The sequence below is a fragment of the Brucella sp. NBRC 12953 genome (assembly GCF_040369775.1).
GTDB lineage: Bacteria > Pseudomonadota > Alphaproteobacteria > Rhizobiales > Rhizobiaceae > Brucella > Brucella pseudogrignonensis.
The window spans coordinates 1-16,164 of record NZ_BAABSV010000007.1 but is presented as its reverse complement, the minus strand read 5'-3'; the positions used below and the strand labels follow the sequence as shown (position 1 = coordinate 16,164).

Here is a 16,164-nt window from a genome sequence, read left to right as displayed (position 1 = left end):
GGACGGCGCAGTCCTGTTCGCGAAATTGTGGCGCATTTGGCATCTCGCTGGTCGCCACCTTTATCGGGAAACGGATCTCTGGTTCGATTGCTCGCCCAGTTGCTGCAGTGACGGATTGCCCGTCGCGCTGGCATGCCGATTGGTCGTCAGGGATTGAAAAAGAGCCGCGAGTTTGTGGATCGCCGCTTCGAGTTCGGCAGGCGTATAGGCTGCAAAGCCGATCAGAAAGCCTTTCATGTCGGTTGTATCCGCGTGCAATGATGACAGGCCGACCAGCTCGATACCGAACCGCGCCGCCGCCTCGATGACAGTCTGTTCGTTCAGATCACAGATCAGCATGCAGGGCATCTGCAAGCCGCCGGCAGGAACCTGTGGCCTGACGAATTCGAAGAGATGCTTGTGAACCAGCTGCTGCAATGCTTCCAGTCTTTGGGCATAGATCCGTCGCATGCTGCGAATATGGATGCCGAAATACCCGCCTTCGATGAAGCGTGCCAGCGTATATTGGGCGATGGACGCGTTGTGACCGTCACCCAATGTGCGCGCGGCGGTCATCGGCTTGACCAGGCTCTGTGGCAGCACCGCATAGCCAATCCGCAGGCCGGGAAACAGCGATTTGGTGAAGGTGCCGATATAAAGGGTCCGGTCATGGGTATCGAGCCCCTGCAGACAGGCGGTGGGCTTTCCGGCATAATGAAATTCACTGTCATAGTCATCTTCGAGGATGAAGGCGTCGTGACGCTGCGCCCAGTCGATCAGTTGCAGTCGCCGCTCCAGTGGGAGCGTTGTGCCGGTCGGAAACTGATGGGATGGCGTGACAAAAACACCCCGCGCCGGTTTGGGATCGCTGATGATAGCGGCAAGCGTCATACCCTGCTGGTCTAAAGGCACGGGTACCGAGATCAGCCCGGCTGCATCAAATGCCTTGCGAGCGCCCTGATAGACGGGGTTTTCTATATAGATGCGCTCGCCCGGGTCAAACAGCATGGTGGCGCACAAAGACAATGCCTGTTGTGACGATGTCAGGATCAGCACCTGTGCGGCTGTGGTGCGGGCACCCCGTTCAAGATTGAGGTAATCCGCAATGGCTTGGCGAAGCGGCTGCACCCCTTGCGGATCGGCATGGCAGAGCGCATCAGCACCAAGCTCCTTGATAACCTGCCGATGCAGTCTTTCCCAGAGCGCCAGCGGAAAGCTGCGCGTGTCCGGCACACCGGGCGCAAAAGGCCTTGGCTTTTCGATTTCAGTGACAGCGTCAAGCTTGAACAGCGCCGCGCCGCGCATGCTCAGTTGCGCGGATGGCTTGCGGGCGGAACGGGGTCGCGGCCGCAATTGCCGCGATTTCAATTCCGGGGTCTGGGCAACGAAGCTGCCACGACCGACCTGCCGGTCGATGAAGCCTTCGGCGTGCAGCTGGGCATAGGCTGATTCCACCGTGTCCCGCGACACGCCGAGCGAGCGCGACAGGCTGCGCGAGGCAGGCAATGGCTTGCCGCGCTCAAGACGCCCATCGATGATGAGCTGACGGATTGCGCGCTGGATGCGACCGTGGAGCGGCATGCTGGCCTGGGTTGGATGACGAAGCCAGGCTTTCACCGACTCCAGTTGTGAATGCTTGAACAATGGTCTGGGTCTCCGGCCAATATTGGCTGGAAATATCAGGCCAATGATCGGCTAGATGTCAAGCCAGTCATCGCATCGTTTCTGGAGAAAGCCGTTCATGTCGTTCAAGCCATCACCCGCATCCATTAAAGCAGCTGATATCATTCATCCGGTTGTCGCGGGCCTGATTTCGGTGATCGTCAATTATGGCGGGACCTTCATTCTTGTTTTTCAGGCGGCCCGGGCCGCAAATCTGGGACCCGAACTGACCGCATCCTGGGTATGGTCGATATCGGTGGGTGTCGGTCTCACCGGACTATATCTGAGCTGGCGCTACCGGGTCCCGATCATCACCGCCTGGTCGACGCCGGCTGCAGCATTCCTGGTCACAGCACTTGCCACCACCTCCTATCGGGAAGCCGTTGGCGCCTACATGATCTCGGCCCTGGCTTTTGTTCTGCTGGGTCTGTCAGGCTATTTTGACAGGGTCATTCGTCTGATCCCCGCCGGCATCGCGTCGGGTTTGCTGGCCGGGATATTGCTGCAATTCGGCATCGGCGCCTTCGGGACGGCGAGCGTTGATCCTCTGCTGGCGGCGGTCTTGATCATGGTTTATTTGGTCGTCAAGCGGCTGTTGCCGCGCTACGCCATCGTTGCGGTGTTGCTGGCTGGGCTGGTGATGCTGTCATTTGAAGGCCGGATCGATGTCTCCAAACTGCAGCTCGAATTTGCGGTGCCGGTGTTGACCTGGCCGCACTTTACCCTCAATGCAACGCTCGCCATTGCCCTGCCGCTGTTTGTAATAACGCTGACCGGGCAATATATGCCTGGGATGCTGGTGCTGCGCAATGACGGTTTTTCCACCAGTGCCAATCCCATTGTGGCGGTAACCGGCCTTGGATCGCTTGTCATGGCGCCATTTGGCGCGCATGCCTTCAATATTGCCGCCATCACTGCGGCGATTGCCACCGGGCGTGAAGCCCACGAAGATCCAGCCAAGCGATGGATTGCAGGGATAGCGGCGGGAAGCCTTTATGTCCTGGTTGGAATATTCGGTGTCACCCTGGCAGGATTGTTCATGGCATTGCCGCCGAGCTTCATCACGCTGCTGGCCGGGCTTGCATTGCTCGGCGCTATTGCGACGAGTCTGGCAGGAGCGATGGCGGACGCTGCCTCGCGCGAAGCTTCATTGATAACCTTCCTTGCCTGTGCGGCCAATATCACGCTTCTAGGCATTGGTGGCGCGTTCTGGGGTCTGGTGATCGGTCTGGTGGCCGCATTGATATTGAACCCGCGCCGCCGTCCTCAACCCTTGCCCGATCGCTTGCATGCATCGTCGGACCCAGAACAGACGCCGCCAGAACGGCCCTGTGTGGCGCAGGGGCGGGGCACAAAGGCGCGAGCCTCGGCCCCGTAAGGTTTGTCAGTCGTTACGATCGAGAACGCGCGACATGCTCAGCGCCAACAAGGTGCAGATTGCGCCCGATATCAGATAGCCGCCGATGAAGACGATGCCGAGACTGGTGGCGAGACCGAGTGCGACAAGGGGCGCGAATGCCGCGCCGACCAGCCAGGCGAGATCTGAGGTCAAAGCGGCGCCGGTGTAGCGATAATACTGGGTAAAACGGGATGAGACGGCGCCCGAGGACTGCCCGAAGGTCAGTCCGAGAACGCCAAATCCGATCAGAATATAGGCGTCCTGCCCGGCGCTGCCTGCATCGAGAAGGAAGGGGGCGGAAAAGCTGAAAATGGCGATCAGTACGGCGCCCAGCATCAATTCCCTGCGCCGACCGATGCGGTCGGCGATGAAGCCTGACAGCACAATGCCGACAATGCCAAGGGCCGCACCGGCGATCTGAACGAGCAGAAAGCGTTCAGCGGGTTGCGCGCCTGTGAGGACCACCCAGCTCAACGGGAAGATGGTGACAAGGTGGAACATGGCAAAGCTTGCCAGGGGGACAAACGCGCCCAGAATGACGTCGATACTGTGTTTGCTGAGCATTTCAAACACCGGCCGCGGCTGCAATTCCTGCGCCTCCATTGCCGCGCCGAATTCGCTGCTTGCCACGATCCGCAGGCGCGCGAACAGTGCGACCACATTGATGGCGAAGGCCACGAAGAACGGATAGCGCCAGCCCCAGGCGAGAAAGTCGGCATCGCTGAGATTATGAACGAAATAGGCGAACAGCGTGCTGGCGAGCGCAAAGCCGATTGGTGCCCCCAGTTGGGGGATCATGGCATAGAAGCCGCGTTTTTGCGGCGGCGAGCTCAAGCTGAGCAGCGACGCCAGGCCGTCCCAGGCCCCGCCCAGTGCAAAGCCCTGCCCCAATCGAAACAGGGCCAGCAACAGCACGGCCCAATATCCGATGGTTTCGAAGCCGGGCAGGAAGGCAATGGAGGCGGTGGATCCGCCCAGGATCAGCAGGGCGAGTGTCAGCTTGGTGCCACGGCCATATTGTCGATCGATCCACATGAAGACAAAGGAGCCGATCGGGCGCGCGATGAAGGCCAGGGAAAAAACCGCAAACGACATCAGGGTCGCTGTAACCGGATCGGGTGCGAAAGGAAAGATCAGCCGTGGAAATACCAGGATTGAGCCAATGCCGTAAACGAAGAAATCGAAGAATTCGGAGGTTCGTCCGATGACAACACCGATGGCGACATTGCCAGGGGAAAGGGGCTTTCCGTCGCTGTGGATGCGGCGGGCGTCTTGTTCAAGACCTTTTGACGACGGCGTGGCTGACGAACTCATGAAACTCTCCCGGAGAAACGGATCAATGGTCTTATGGTGTCGCACGCAATGACGATATCAAGGAAAACACGAAAATAAAAGTAGATATAGTTGCCCAAAAACACGGTTTACTAGGAAATCTGTATAAAATGAAAAATTGGACTTTCCGAAATCCAATTGTGCCTTATCATGGGGAAAGGAACAGAATGTAGGTCGGATGAAATATGGACGCATTCTTGAGTTTCACACGAAAGTCGATGCTGCTCCTGCTTGTGGGGTTGGGGCTGGCGGGCTGCAACATGGTTGTCATGTCTCCCTCCGGTGACATCGCCGCGCAGCAACGGGATCTGATTGTCATCTCGACGATCCTGATGCTGATTATCATTGTTCCGGTCATTTTCCTCACATTCTACTTTGCGTGGCGCTACCGGCAATCCAATAGTGCCGCGCGCTATGATCCGGAATGGCATCATTCGACAGCGTTGGAAGTGGTGATCTGGACGGCACCCCTGTTGATCATCATCGCTTTGGGGGCGATCACCTGGGTCAATACGCACAAGCTTGATCCCTACAGACCCATTGACCGGATTGATCCCGCCCGCCCGGTCGCCGCCGGAACCGAACCACTGGTCGTCGAAGTGGTGGCGCTCGACTGGAAGTGGCTGTTCTTTTATCCAGATTATGGCATTGCCACGGTCAACGAGATGGCGGCGCCGGTCGATCGGCCGATCGCCTTCAAGATCACGGCGTCGTCGGTGATGAATTCCTTCTACATTCCGGCGCTGGCCGGCATGATCTATGCAATGCCCGGCATGCAGACGCGGCTGCATGCGGTCATCAACAAGCCCGGCACCTTTGAGGGCTTTTCCTCCAATTTCAGCGGTGAGGGTTTTTCGCATATGCGTTTTGCCTTTCGCGGGCTTGAACAACCGGATTTTGACAGCTGGATTGCCCAGGTGAAGCAGAACGGTACCATGCTCAACCGGGATAGCTATCTCAAACTGGAAAAGCCGAGCATCCGCGAGCCGGTGCGCTATTTCTCTGCCGTGGAGGAAGGGCTTTACGAGGCAATTCTCAATATGTGTGTCCGCCCCGGTCAGATGTGCATGAGCGAGATGATGCATATTGATCAGATGGGAGGCGGCGGTCTTGACAGTCATGACAACAAGCCAAGGCTTGAACATGACAATCGCCATAGCAAGCAACCCTTGCCTGTGAATTTGCCGATCCATTCGACCGAAGCTGAAACGCTGCCTGGCCAGGCGCAACCGCAAGGCCACCAACAGCACAACATGGAGTAGCGGGATCGGATCAGACTCCGACCTGGGCGCTCATGACCAATTCGATGCCAAGCGCTGTTTGAACGGATGTGAGCGTCAAACCGCGGCGACCGACAACGTTAACCTCGGGAATGTCCATCATGATCGGCGATAACAGTGCTAGCAGTATCATTTTCGGCCGGCTCACGCTGGAGGCCATTCCCTATCATGAGCCGATCCTGCTGGTCACCTTCATCGGCGTGGCGATTGGTGGCATCGCAGTGGTGGCACTGATCAGCTATTTCAGGCTATGGGGCTATCTGTGGCATGAGTGGTTTACCAGTGTCGATCACAAGAAGATCGGCATCATGTATATCATCCTCGCCCTGGTCATGCTGCTGCGCGGCTTCGCCGATGCGATCATGATGCGCATCCAGCAGGCGATCGCCTTCAACGGCTATGAAGGCTACCTGCCGCCGCATCACTATGACCAGATCTTTACGGCCCATGGCGTGATCATGATTTTCTTCATGGCGATGCCTTTCGTGACCGGTTTCATGAATTATGTTGTGCCGCTGCAGATCGGCGCGCGCGATGTGTCGTTTCCGTTTCTGAATAATTTTTCCTTCTGGATGACCACGGGCGGCGCAGTGTTGATCATGATGTCGCTTTTTGTCGGTGAGTTTGCGCGCACCGGCTGGCTCGCTTATCCGCCCTTGTCGGGAATTGACTACAGTCCTGACGTTGGGGTCGATTATTACATCTGGGGCCTGCAGGTGGCGGGGGTTGGTACCACCTTGTCGGGGATCAACCTGATCGCAACCATCGTCAAGATGCGGGCGCCGGGCATGTCGTTCATGAAGATGCCGATTTTCACCTGGACCGCGCTGTGCACCAATATTCTGATTGTCGCGACATTTCCGATCCTCACGGCAACGCTGGCCCTGTTATCGCTCGATCGTTATGTCGGCACCAATTTTTTCACCAATGATCTTGGTGGGAATCCAATGATGTATATCAATCTCATCTGGATATGGGGCCATCCAGAGGTCTATATTCTTGTGCTGCCGGCCTTTGGCATTTTTTCGGAGGTGGTCGCCACCTTCTGTGGCAAGCGGCTGTTTGGCTACGCATCGATGGTTTACGCAACCTGCGTCATCATGATCCTCTCCTATATTGTTTGGCTGCATCATTTCTTCACCATGGGCTCGGGCGCTTCGGTCAACGCCTTCTTCGGAATCACCACGATGATCATCTCAATCCCAACGGGGGCGAAGATGTTCAACTGGCTGTTTACAATGTATCGCGGACGCATCCGCTTCGAAGTGCCCATGTACTGGACGATCGGTTTCATGGTGACCTTTGTGATTGGCGGCATGACGGGTGTGATGCTGGCCATTCCGCCTGCCGACTTCGTTCTGCATAATTCGCTGTTCCTGATCGCCCATTTTCACAATGTGATTATTGGCGGTGTGGTGTTCGGCCTGATGGCCGGACTGGTCTATTGGTGGCCGAAGGCCTTTGGCTACAAGCTGGACCCGTTCTGGGGCAAGATGAGTTTCTGGTTCTGGCAGATCGGCTTCTTCTTTGCCTTCATGCCGCTTTATGTGCTTGGACTGAAGGGGGTGACCCGCCGCGTCAGCCAGTTTGAGGATTCCTCCCTGCAAATATGGTTCATTGTGGCGGCTTTCGGCGCCGGTCTGATCGCGCTGGGCATCGCATCCTTTCTCATCCAGTTGGTGGTGAGCTATCGCAAGCGCGACGAATTGCGCGATGTCACTGGAGACCCCTGGGGTGGACGCACGTTGGAATGGTCGACGGCATCCCCGCCACCGGACTATAATTTTGCTTTCACGCCGGTCGTTCATGACCATGACAGTTGGTATGACATGAAGAACCGCGGGTATCAGCGGCCGTTAACCGGCTTCCGCCCCATCCACATGCCGCGCAATACCGGTGCGGGTGTGATCCTTGCGGGGTTGAGTGTGGTGCTTGCCTTCGCGCTGATCTGGCACATCTGGTGGCTGGCTGCGGTGTCCTTGCTGGCTTTGCTACTGACGGCGATTGGCCACACATTCAACTATCACCGTGACTTCTACATCCCCGCCGAGACTGTGGCGGTGACCGAAGACGCACGTTCCAAACTTCTGGCCCGGTAGGTTGACACAATGACCCAGACCCGTCTCGACACTGCCGAAAAGCCGCAATTCTATCTGGTTGAAGATCATCATCCGGAAAACAGCACCATGCTGGGCTTCTGGCTTTATCTGATGAGTGACTGCCTGATCTTTGCGGTTCTGTTTGCCACCTATGGAGTGCTGGGCCGCAATTATGCGGCCGGCCCGTCGCCTGCCGATTTGTTTGATCTCAATCTGGTGGCCATCAATACCGCGATGTTGCTGTTGTCATCGATTACCTTTGGCTTCGCCATGCTGCAGATGCAGCGCGGTGAGAAGACCGCGACATTGTTCTGGATGGCCATTACCGGCATTTTTGGGGCGATCTTTCTGGGCATTGAACTGTATGAATTCAGCCATCTCATCGCGGAGGGCGCGGGGCCGGGACGGTCTGCATTCCTGTCGTCCTTCTTCACGCTGGTCGGCACCCATGGGCTGCACGTCACGTTTGGTATCATCTGGCTGCTCACCCTGATGTTGCAGGTGAGGCGTCATGGGCTGATTGTCGAAAATAGACGTCGCTTGATGTGTCTCTCCATGTTCTGGCATTTCCTGGATGTGATCTGGATTGGTGTCTTTTCCTTTGTCTATCTGGTGGGAGTGCTGGGATGAGCACAAAAGGCAAACCGCACGGCATGCAACAGGGCGTGCACGACCTGCATGGCACAGCGACCGGCGAGATCCATGCCAGTTTCAGTGGCTATATGACCGGCTTTGTCTTGTCGGTGATTTTGACGGCGATCCCGTTCTGGTTGGTAATGGGCGATGTCTTCGCCAGCAAGCAATTGACTGCGATGCTGGTGATGGCCATCGGCGCGGTGCAGATTGTGGTACACATGGTCTATTTCCTGCATATGAGCCCACGCTCGGAGGGTGGCTGGACATTGATGGCGCTGATCTTCACGCTGATTATCGTGGGTATTGCGCTTGCGGGCTCACTCTGGGTGATGCATCACCTCAATGCGAATATGATGCCGGTGAGCCATGAGATGATGAAGAACATGCCCTAGCCACCGCTCGCTCACAGTCTTACCCGGTCGGCACTGCCCGTCGATCGGCTGCGTAACCTTGCTGCAGACGATTTGGCCGGTGTGGGCGCCACTGCGCAGAGCAAGACACCAGATGCTGGAGTGCCATCTCGAAAGACAGCGCGCGATGCTCATCGCTTCTCAAGGCTGCTTTGGCCGGTGGCCCGGCACCGGCTTTGGTGCCGGCCGGGTCCGCGTGCCACGGTTTTCCGATGGGTTTGGGGAGACTGGCTCTTCGCAGCGCGTGCAACAGACAATCCCTTTATTGGCAGGCACTTCAGGCCGTCTGGACGGGAAGTACCCCGGCGTGCGGCTGCCGGCGCGGCCGGGTTATGCAACGCCAATTCAGCGCAATATTAGAGAATAATAAAACCATATATTCTTGTTAGAGAAAAATATTATTAGTTATATATAATATAAAAGGCAGCTTTACTTGCCTAAAATAAGTCTTGTCATGAAAACAAAAATGTATTTTCATGGATCTATAATTGACATTCTCGGCGACAAAGAAGCTATTTTTAATTATTCGGCATGTGAACAGTCTTCATTATTTGATGAAAGCGCTCGTGGAGAGACTTTGCATGGAGACAATTCTTATCCAGTTTCTGGGTGGAGCGGCCGGAGGTTCTCTCTCCGGCAAGTTGGTCCATCTGTTTGACAAAGGCGCCGTCATCAATGCTGCGACTGGGGCTTTCGGGGGTGTTGCGGGCGGGCAGTTGATCAGCCACATCCTCGGAAATACCGAAGTGGCGACGGGCTGGGATGTCGGGTCGATCGTCGGTCCATTTCTGGACGGTGCCTTGGCCGGTGGCCTTGTTCAGATCGCCGCCTGCATGATCATCACCCGGCTGTTGCTGCATGATTGAAAGCCGGGCAAATACCGGGATCGTTTCGATCCCCTTTGCGAACAGGGCAGCGTGTCGTCTTGTTGCGCGAGCAGAAAGCACAGGTCGTTGCGCTTCTTTGCCTGGGGCTTGCCGGAGCAAGCTGCGGGAGCGCGTTCGCGACAGGCGCGCCGGCCCGCAGATCAACGAGACAGAAATGTGAGACATGGATGCTGAAAGCGACCGTCATCCTCGCCGGTTTGGGGCTTGTTCTGCTGCAATCGGCAGTCAGTGCCGCAGCCTGTGGTCAAGAGAACTCGGCCAATGACGCGGCCTTCAAGATGCTGCAGCGGCAATTGTCTGCTTTGAGGTCCATTGAACGTGCGCGCGGCTGCCAGTCGGGAGACCGGAGCGGATTTTTCAATGCCTGCCGCGAGGTGGCGATGAAGATCAGTGAAGTTCAGCAGCAGCTCGGGGCAACGACGCAGACCCATTGCAGAAGCGCGCGGGTGCGTGACAGCGGTCGCGTCGCAACGGTGCGGAGTGTCCAGCGCGCTGCACAGCCAAGAACGGCGGTGAAGCAAGCATCGGTGCGACCCGCTGCCCTGGCTCCAAAAAAGCGCCGTGGTCCGAAAAACGCCCTGCAATTCTGCGTCCGCCTTTCCGATGGTTATTATTTCCCAACCCCCAATTCGCAATATGGGCAGAAGGGGGGAACGGAGACTGCTCTGGCGCAATGCCGCATGATCTGCGAGACGGAGGCTATGGCAGTCTATGTTCTCAATGATCACAGGGATGAGAGCGCCGACATGGTGTCTGTCACCACCGGGCAATCCTATGCCGATCTTCCCGCGGCTTATGACTATCATGGCGGCGGGGAGTTTCAGCGCTGCAACTGGAATGGCTATGTGGCCAAAATCCGTGCGCAGCTCATCATGCGCCACCAGTCAAAGCTGCTGGCAAAGCTCGATATACCGCTCCCCGACTCCCGTCCCGCCCAGGCCAGCGATGCAATCGGGGCGCCTGTGTTTTCTGATTATCAGCCGATGCCAGAGCGCATCCTGCGCACAGTTGGTCCCAGTTTCATGCCGGATGCATCCACAGAGAGGCTCGGTCGTCAACCTGTTTCCGACGATGAGACGGGGTTCTGAGCGGATAACAACCCGGGACCTATGCAAGGCGTCGTGATCCCGGCTGCGATTGCATCCGACCACCACGGCGCTACCAGTGCAGACGTTGTGGGGGGTATCCCGGCAGAGAGCCGACGTCCGGTGGTGTCCCGACGCACCCGCCAGTCATCGGCCGACCTGAGAACCAGTCTCAGGCCGACCGACATGCACTGCTCGGAGTCAGATTCGCAATAACCCGGTCAATGACATCCCTGGTATGCACCAGCGACGTTGCGCACAACCACTCGAAAGAGTGGGCTCTGCCACACAGCACAAGGCTAGCACACCCTTTTGGTCTGATGTAACTCCATGAATGAGGGGATATATTAGACCGTGTTCGATCAAGACAGGGCCGATCGCGCTTTCTTCGCGATGAGCCGTTTTGCTCTGCCGAGAACATTGCACGCCCGGGGCATGTGCGTCCCCCCTTATGCGGCGCTGTCCCGTCAAGCTTGGGTCACTATTACTAGCGGTTTATCCTTGACGCTGAGCATGCGTTAATAAGGCAGTGCTCGCAATGATCGAAGCTAAGCAGGACATCCTTATTCGGCCCCTCAGCCCCTCAGCCCATTAGCCCATCGACCGATCGGACAAAAAAGGAGAATTGACATGGACATTCTCACAACGGTGTTTTTGTCAGCACCGCGCAAGGGGCCAGCGCGAACTGCACGCAAGGCGGACGGCACCGTCGCTGCGGGCTATGTTTTCTAGGAATAGCCTCTGCGTCCGGCACGGCTGCTCCATGCAGCTCTGTAGTGGTGGAGATCCCGATGATTGCAATATCGATTGTATCGGACCCAACAATGGCGGGGTGGATCGAAACCCAGGCTGGCTGGCAATGTGGGCTGAACCGTATCACCCTCATCGATAATCGCTGTCTCAAGCGGACAATGCTTGCAACCCAGCACGGCTTGATCTTCATCGTGGCGGAACAATCGGTGGTCATCCCCGTGCTGTCAGCCCTGACGCGACAGCAAGTCCTTTCCGCCTTTGCGCAGAATGTCACGGGCGACGGTCTGCTGATTTATATATCGGATAAGCAGCGGGTGACGCTGGTCCGCACGGCCCACGCCACAATCGCCCTTTATGTTTCCGCAAAAGCCGATCGGTTCAATGTCGGTTGGGATTATAATGGCGTTGTTGCGGCGCGTGGTGAGGTGGTGCTGTCGAGAAGCGAACTGCGTTGCTTCATCCTTTATGGGCCGCAGCTTGCGCAGGAGACCATCGTTATCGGCGTGAAACAGTTGTTTGCCGGTCAGGCTGCAAGTTGGCATCTGGGTCAGCCCCAGATTGAAATTGAATCAATGATGGAATGCGACAGCCTGGAACAATCGGTTCTGAGACCGGGGGCGCATGTCACTGCGTTTTTTGCTGATCTGATCAATCTGAGCTGTCGTGCGGTGTTGCAGCACGCAGCGCGGCCTGCCCTCGAACTCAGCGGCGGAATGGATTCCTCCTGCGTCGCCGTTGCTCTGAAGGCTGCCGACATGCCGTTTCTTTCCTATGCTTTGCTGCATGGCGGCAATGCCGGACATCAACAGAAAATCAGGCGCGAGGAATTGCTGTCGCAGCTCGATTGCACGGATCGCTGCATCGCCTCGAGCGTCTGTAGACCCTTTACCCGGCTGCAACACCATTGTGCCGAGGCGGTCGATTGCATCTGTGTTTATGACGATTTGTATTCTGAGGGGATTGCGGAATGTCTGAATGCGCTGCCGGATGGCAGGCCGGATCTGGTGATCACCGGTATTGGCGGGGATGAACTGACATTGACCGAATTATCCGATGCCACCATGACCATATCCGCACAATCCACAGAGACGCTCCAGGCGTTGTTCTTTCATCAGCTGATCCCCACGCGGCGCTTGCCGCAGACCGGCGTCAGCCAAAGCGCTTTATCGGCGGCCTTTGTGCGCGCGCCTTAGTTTCTAAGGCAGGGTATCTGGCCAAAAAATCCGTTCATCGATCCGCGGCTGGCACAATTCGCACAGATGCTTCCGCTGGAGTTGAAGCAGAACCGTCTACTCAACCGGCTCACTTTGGCCCGCAGCGGATTGAGCGATCACTTCATTTTTCCACGCTTCAAAGAGAATTTCAAACGGGTATTCATGGATGATCTGATGGATTTTCGTGGCGATATTTATTGGAGTGAGAGTGTGCTTCATAGCCAGATGATCGCCAATGCAGCGGTGCTGTCCAACGAAATCAGAGATTTGCAGGACAGTGGCCATACTGGTCTTTCCAGCTATATTCTCATCAACGCAGTGCGGGCGGAGTTCGTGGTCCGGCATTATTGCCGTCACTACTCCGCATGTTTCGTGGATTAGGCGGGCAATTGTTAAAAGGCCGCTGCCTTTATCCCTGTCGGATAACAGCGGGGCTGCAACGCGATGCATCCGCAGGCCCGGCGAGGGCGCGCCGCTTGCCATGCAAACCATGACCGGGCAGCTGCGATGGCAACAAGGCTTGAAAAGGCTATTTCAGGAAGCCGTCAGCGTCGAATTCCTCCCAACCGCGCAATTGTGGCGCGGGCCTTGACGCGGCTGCCTTTTCGCCGGAAGCGCTCTTTTTGGCGAGGGCGCGGGCGTGCTTTGCCTTTGCGGCGGCACGCCTGCGGTTTTCAGCAGCCGTTTCCCGGTCTTGCACACGCCAAAGGTCCGGTGCGCCTCGATCCAGAATATCCTCGACGAAACGGGGCTCATAGACATGAAAGCTGATTTTTTTGGCCCGCCCGCGCAGCTTAACCGTCCTTAACCCCGCACTCACCAGGCGACCATCCTTCAGCCATCGATGCCGTTCGCTTGCGGAGATTGACAGAATATCCTCGATCTCCCGTGGAATGATCGGCAGGTTGCGAATATCCTCCAGGCATTGCTGAATGGTTTGGATCGCTGCCGCTGACAGGCTGTCTGGGGTAACCGGCATGCAGAAGCAAAGGGTGCCGGATTCAAGCTCGATCGATTTGCGCTGGCTGGTCGGAAGCCTAGCCCTTATGTGCTGCAAGATGCCTTTGGCACGGACGGCAGAGCCCAGCGTCGCCTCGACCGGCAAGGTCCAGCTTTTGATCTTTTGCGCACCATCGCAGTTTTTGGACTTGGTCATGGTTAGGATAGATGGAAAGCGCAGACACAAAAGTCAATCATCGACGCGCAAACGCCGGTTGACCTTGGGCAATTATAACATGTCATTATACGGCTTTTTTGTTTCCCCGACCGATTTCGCCAGCTCGGAAAAGCTGGGTTGCACCGCGCTGTCACAGCCGTTCGCCATCTGCAGGACACGAATTGGAAAACACACGGCATCGCGGTGGGCGGGGGTGAGGTCTTCGACGAAGCGATCATCGCTGCGGGCGGTTGCTTCGGCGGTTTGGAGTGCGCTTTCGATTTCGGTCCGCGATAGCAGCCCCTTTTTGATCAGCGCGCGGTTGAGCGCGGCGATCGCCAGACACAGGCCTTCAATTTGCAGATTGGCAACATTCATGATGGTCTCCTCCCAGGATAGAACCACAACGCATGGACAGGCTGTTTTGATCCCGGCGGCAGCCTTCGCTTCGTTGAAAGTGACAGGGTATTCGCGCAAGCGCCAGGGTTAGAACGGCAATGGGCCAGGCGTTGAACGCTTCCGGACTTTGCCACCTTCGTGACAGGGGTCACGTCGGTTTGGCTTGCATTGCGTCGTCGATCTCAATCATCACCGGGGCATGATCACTGGCATGGTCCCAGCCGCGCGGCGCGCGTCTGACTTCAGCCGATCGGAGACCTTTGGCGAGGGTGGGATCGACAAGGATATGGTCGATCCGCAAACCGGCATTGCGCTCGAATGAACTGCGCCAATATTTCCAGAAGCTGTAGAGGGTCTCCTCGGGGTGCAGATGGCGGAGCGCATCGGTCCAGCCCTGGGCGAGGAGATCGGCATAGGCCTTGCGAACCTCTGGGCGAAACAGGGCGTCGCCGCGCCAACGCTCAGGCGCGTAGACATCGCGGTCGGTCGGAATGGTGTTGAAATCGCCGAGCAGAACCGCTGGAATGGCCAGAGACAAAAGTTTTTCTGCATGAGCGTTGAAACGGCGGTACCAGTCAAGCTTATAGTCAAAGTTGCGGCTGGGAACGGGATTGCCATTGGGGAGGTAGAGACAGCCGATCAGAATGCCGGCCACTGCTGCCTCGATATAGCGGCTATGCGGATCTGGTGTTGAACCGGGCAGTCCGAGCTGTGTCAAAACCGGCGTGGCGCCGCGTGCAAGGATTGCGACGCCGTTGAAGCCCTTTTCCCCATGCCAGACAGAACCATAACCAATAGTTTCGAGTTTTTCGGAAGGAAATTTCTCATTGGCCGTCTTGAGCTCTTGAAGGCCGACAATGTCGGGCCGGTCTTTTTCGAGCCAGCGCATCAAGCCGTCAAACCGACCGTTTACACCATTGACATTGTAGGTTGCAATCTTCAAGGGACCCCAGCAGCTGGTTGGTCGGCGATGCCAAGACAACTCGGACGGCGATCAATGGTTCCCAAACCAACCGGCATGCGGGTCGGCTTGTTGAGTGGATTGTCTTTCCCATCTCAAGCTTGTGTCCTCTGCTGTTATGGCGCGCGCAATTTGCGCAGCAAAATATAGGCGGAGAGGAAAAAGCAGGCCGTATTGGTGAGAATGATTGGCCATTCCATGCGGAGAAAGCCGAATGTTGTCCACAATGCGAAGCCGATAACTGTCACCGTATACATGCGCGTCGAAATGGCTTCGGTATCGGCGGTCCGAATGACCTTGATCACCTGGGGAATGAAACTGGTCACCGAACATATCGAAGCCAGGTAACCAATGATCAGGGCTATATCCATGCGTTCTCAATCAAGGTTGGAGCTGTGGCCTGCGGCCTTTGAAATTGCGTCTTGAGAGCCCAACCGCCAACGCGCCACAGTGTTCCTTCCGTCGCCTGCACAAGGCTTGAGACCCGAGCTGCAGACCGGAGCTGCTCACCTGAGATATTGCAGGGCCAGACGCGGCGCGGGCGACAGGTCGGGGCTTGATCATAAATCTGCGGAACAATCGCACCATCGCGGGGTTAGGAGGCAGAGGTGAAGCATGACAAGAAATATTCCCCCAGACAAGAGTGCCGGTGCGCGGCTGCGCAGCGCCCTTGAGCGGGGTGTAACCGGCGACAAGCTGCCTGACGTTGATCCGGCCAGCCACTCCATCTCGGGAGAGGCTCCGCTCCGGGAGGGAGCTGCATATCTGATCTGGTGGGTGATGATTGGACTTCCCCTTCAAAAGTGGAGGGCTTCTGTTAGACAAGACTGACAGGAGACTTAGAATTGAAGCAGCGAGAATTTACAGAAGAATTCAAACGCGAAGCCGTTCGGATTTTAACGACGAGTGGTC

General features: G+C 56.8%; 16 protein-coding genes. 10 read left to right on the top strand and 6 right to left on the bottom strand.

The features are described 5' to 3' along the window. Positions 1–60 precede the first annotated feature (60 nt). On the bottom strand, positions 61–1,623 hold the full coding sequence (gene pdxR, locus ABWV94_RS16885) for a MocR-like pyridoxine biosynthesis transcription factor PdxR (RefSeq protein ID WP_353414555.1): 1,563 nt from the start codon (positions 1,621–1,623) through the stop codon (positions 61–63). On the opposite strand from pdxR, the gene ABWV94_RS16880 reads away from it, so the two are divergent. Both ABWV94_RS16880 and ABWV94_RS16875 read left to right on the top strand, forming a co-directional pair. Continuing rightward, entirely contained in the window at positions 1,612–1,752 is a 141-nt protein-coding gene (locus ABWV94_RS16880; protein ID WP_162761670.1) for a hypothetical protein, read from the top strand. The two genes, pdxR and ABWV94_RS16880, sit on opposite strands and share 12 nt — an antisense overlap. Further along, positions 1,721–3,019, top strand: a complete 1,299-nt coding sequence (locus tag ABWV94_RS16875; RefSeq protein WP_353414553.1) for a benzoate/H(+) symporter BenE family transporter — start codon at positions 1,721–1,723, stop codon at positions 3,017–3,019. The genes ABWV94_RS16880 and ABWV94_RS16875 overlap by 32 nt, the downstream gene beginning before the upstream one ends. A 6-nt stretch (positions 3,020–3,025) precedes the next feature. Here the strand turns inward: ABWV94_RS16875 and ABWV94_RS16870 are convergent, their stop codons facing one another. Continuing rightward, positions 3,026–4,354 carry an MFS transporter gene (locus ABWV94_RS16870; protein WP_113496616.1) on the bottom strand — a complete coding sequence of 443 codons (1,329 nt, stop codon included), beginning with the start codon at positions 4,352–4,354 and terminating at the stop codon, positions 3,026–3,028. A 203-nt stretch (positions 4,355–4,557) separates the two neighbouring features. On the opposite strand from ABWV94_RS16870, the gene cyoA reads away from it, so the two are divergent. The 8 genes from cyoA to ABWV94_RS16830 all read left to right on the top strand — a co-directional run bounded on the left by cyoA (position 4,558) and on the right by ABWV94_RS16830 (position 13,117). Continuing rightward, on the top strand, positions 4,558–5,634 hold the full coding sequence (cyoA, locus tag ABWV94_RS16865) for a ubiquinol oxidase subunit II (protein ID WP_353414550.1): 1,077 nt from the start codon (positions 4,558–4,560) through the stop codon (positions 5,632–5,634). Between the two features lie 119 nt (positions 5,635–5,753). After that, positions 5,754–7,751 carry a cytochrome o ubiquinol oxidase subunit I gene (gene cyoB, locus ABWV94_RS16860; protein WP_353414548.1) on the top strand — a complete coding sequence of 666 codons (1,998 nt, stop codon included), beginning with the start codon at positions 5,754–5,756 and terminating at the stop codon, positions 7,749–7,751. Positions 7,752–7,760: 9 nt separating this feature from the next. Further along, positions 7,761–8,381, top strand: a complete 621-nt coding sequence (gene cyoC, locus ABWV94_RS16855; RefSeq protein WP_113496613.1) for a cytochrome o ubiquinol oxidase subunit III — start codon at positions 7,761–7,763, stop codon at positions 8,379–8,381. Positions 8,382–8,404: 23 nt separating this feature from the next. Continuing rightward, the gene (gene cyoD / locus ABWV94_RS16850) at positions 8,405–8,779 is read left to right on the top strand and encodes a cytochrome o ubiquinol oxidase subunit IV (protein ID WP_353414841.1); all 375 of its coding nucleotides are present in this window, start codon (positions 8,405–8,407) and stop codon (positions 8,777–8,779) included. Between the two features lie 599 nt (positions 8,780–9,378). Then, positions 9,379–9,663, top strand: a complete 285-nt coding sequence (locus ABWV94_RS16845; RefSeq protein WP_113496674.1) for a hypothetical protein — start codon at positions 9,379–9,381, stop codon at positions 9,661–9,663. Positions 9,664–9,851: 188 nt separating this feature from the next. Continuing rightward, complete coding sequence (locus tag ABWV94_RS16840; protein ID WP_353414545.1) at positions 9,852–10,772, top strand: DUF2865 domain-containing protein; 921 nt, start codon at positions 9,852–9,854, stop codon at positions 10,770–10,772. A gap of 788 nt (positions 10,773–11,560) precedes the next feature. After that, entirely contained in the window at positions 11,561–12,715 is a 1,155-nt protein-coding gene (locus ABWV94_RS16835; protein ID WP_353414543.1) for a hypothetical protein, read from the top strand. Between the two features lie 66 nt (positions 12,716–12,781). After that, positions 12,782–13,117, top strand: a complete 336-nt coding sequence (locus ABWV94_RS16830) for a hypothetical protein (RefSeq protein ID WP_353414541.1) — start codon at positions 12,782–12,784, stop codon at positions 13,115–13,117. 148 nt (positions 13,118–13,265) lie between these two features. Here ABWV94_RS16830 and ABWV94_RS16825 read toward each other — a convergent pair whose 3' ends face one another. From ABWV94_RS16825 to ABWV94_RS16810, 4 genes are all read right to left on the bottom strand, one after another. Further along, positions 13,266–13,892 (bottom strand): hypothetical protein, encoded by a 627-nt coding sequence (locus tag ABWV94_RS16825; protein ID WP_353414539.1) that lies wholly within the window; start codon positions 13,890–13,892, stop codon positions 13,266–13,268. A gap of 72 nt (positions 13,893–13,964) precedes the next feature. Continuing rightward, complete coding sequence (locus ABWV94_RS16820; RefSeq protein ID WP_353414537.1) at positions 13,965–14,270, bottom strand: hypothetical protein; 306 nt, start codon at positions 14,268–14,270, stop codon at positions 13,965–13,967. Between the two features lie 169 nt (positions 14,271–14,439). Further along, a complete protein-coding gene (gene xth / locus ABWV94_RS16815; protein WP_353414535.1) occupies positions 14,440–15,234 on the bottom strand; it encodes an exodeoxyribonuclease III in 795 nt (264 codons plus the stop codon). 134 nt (positions 15,235–15,368) lie between these two features. After that, the gene (locus tag ABWV94_RS16810) at positions 15,369–15,623 is read right to left on the bottom strand and encodes a SemiSWEET family sugar transporter (protein WP_113496606.1); all 255 of its coding nucleotides are present in this window, start codon (positions 15,621–15,623) and stop codon (positions 15,369–15,371) included. Between the last annotated feature and the right edge of the window lie 541 nt (positions 15,624–16,164).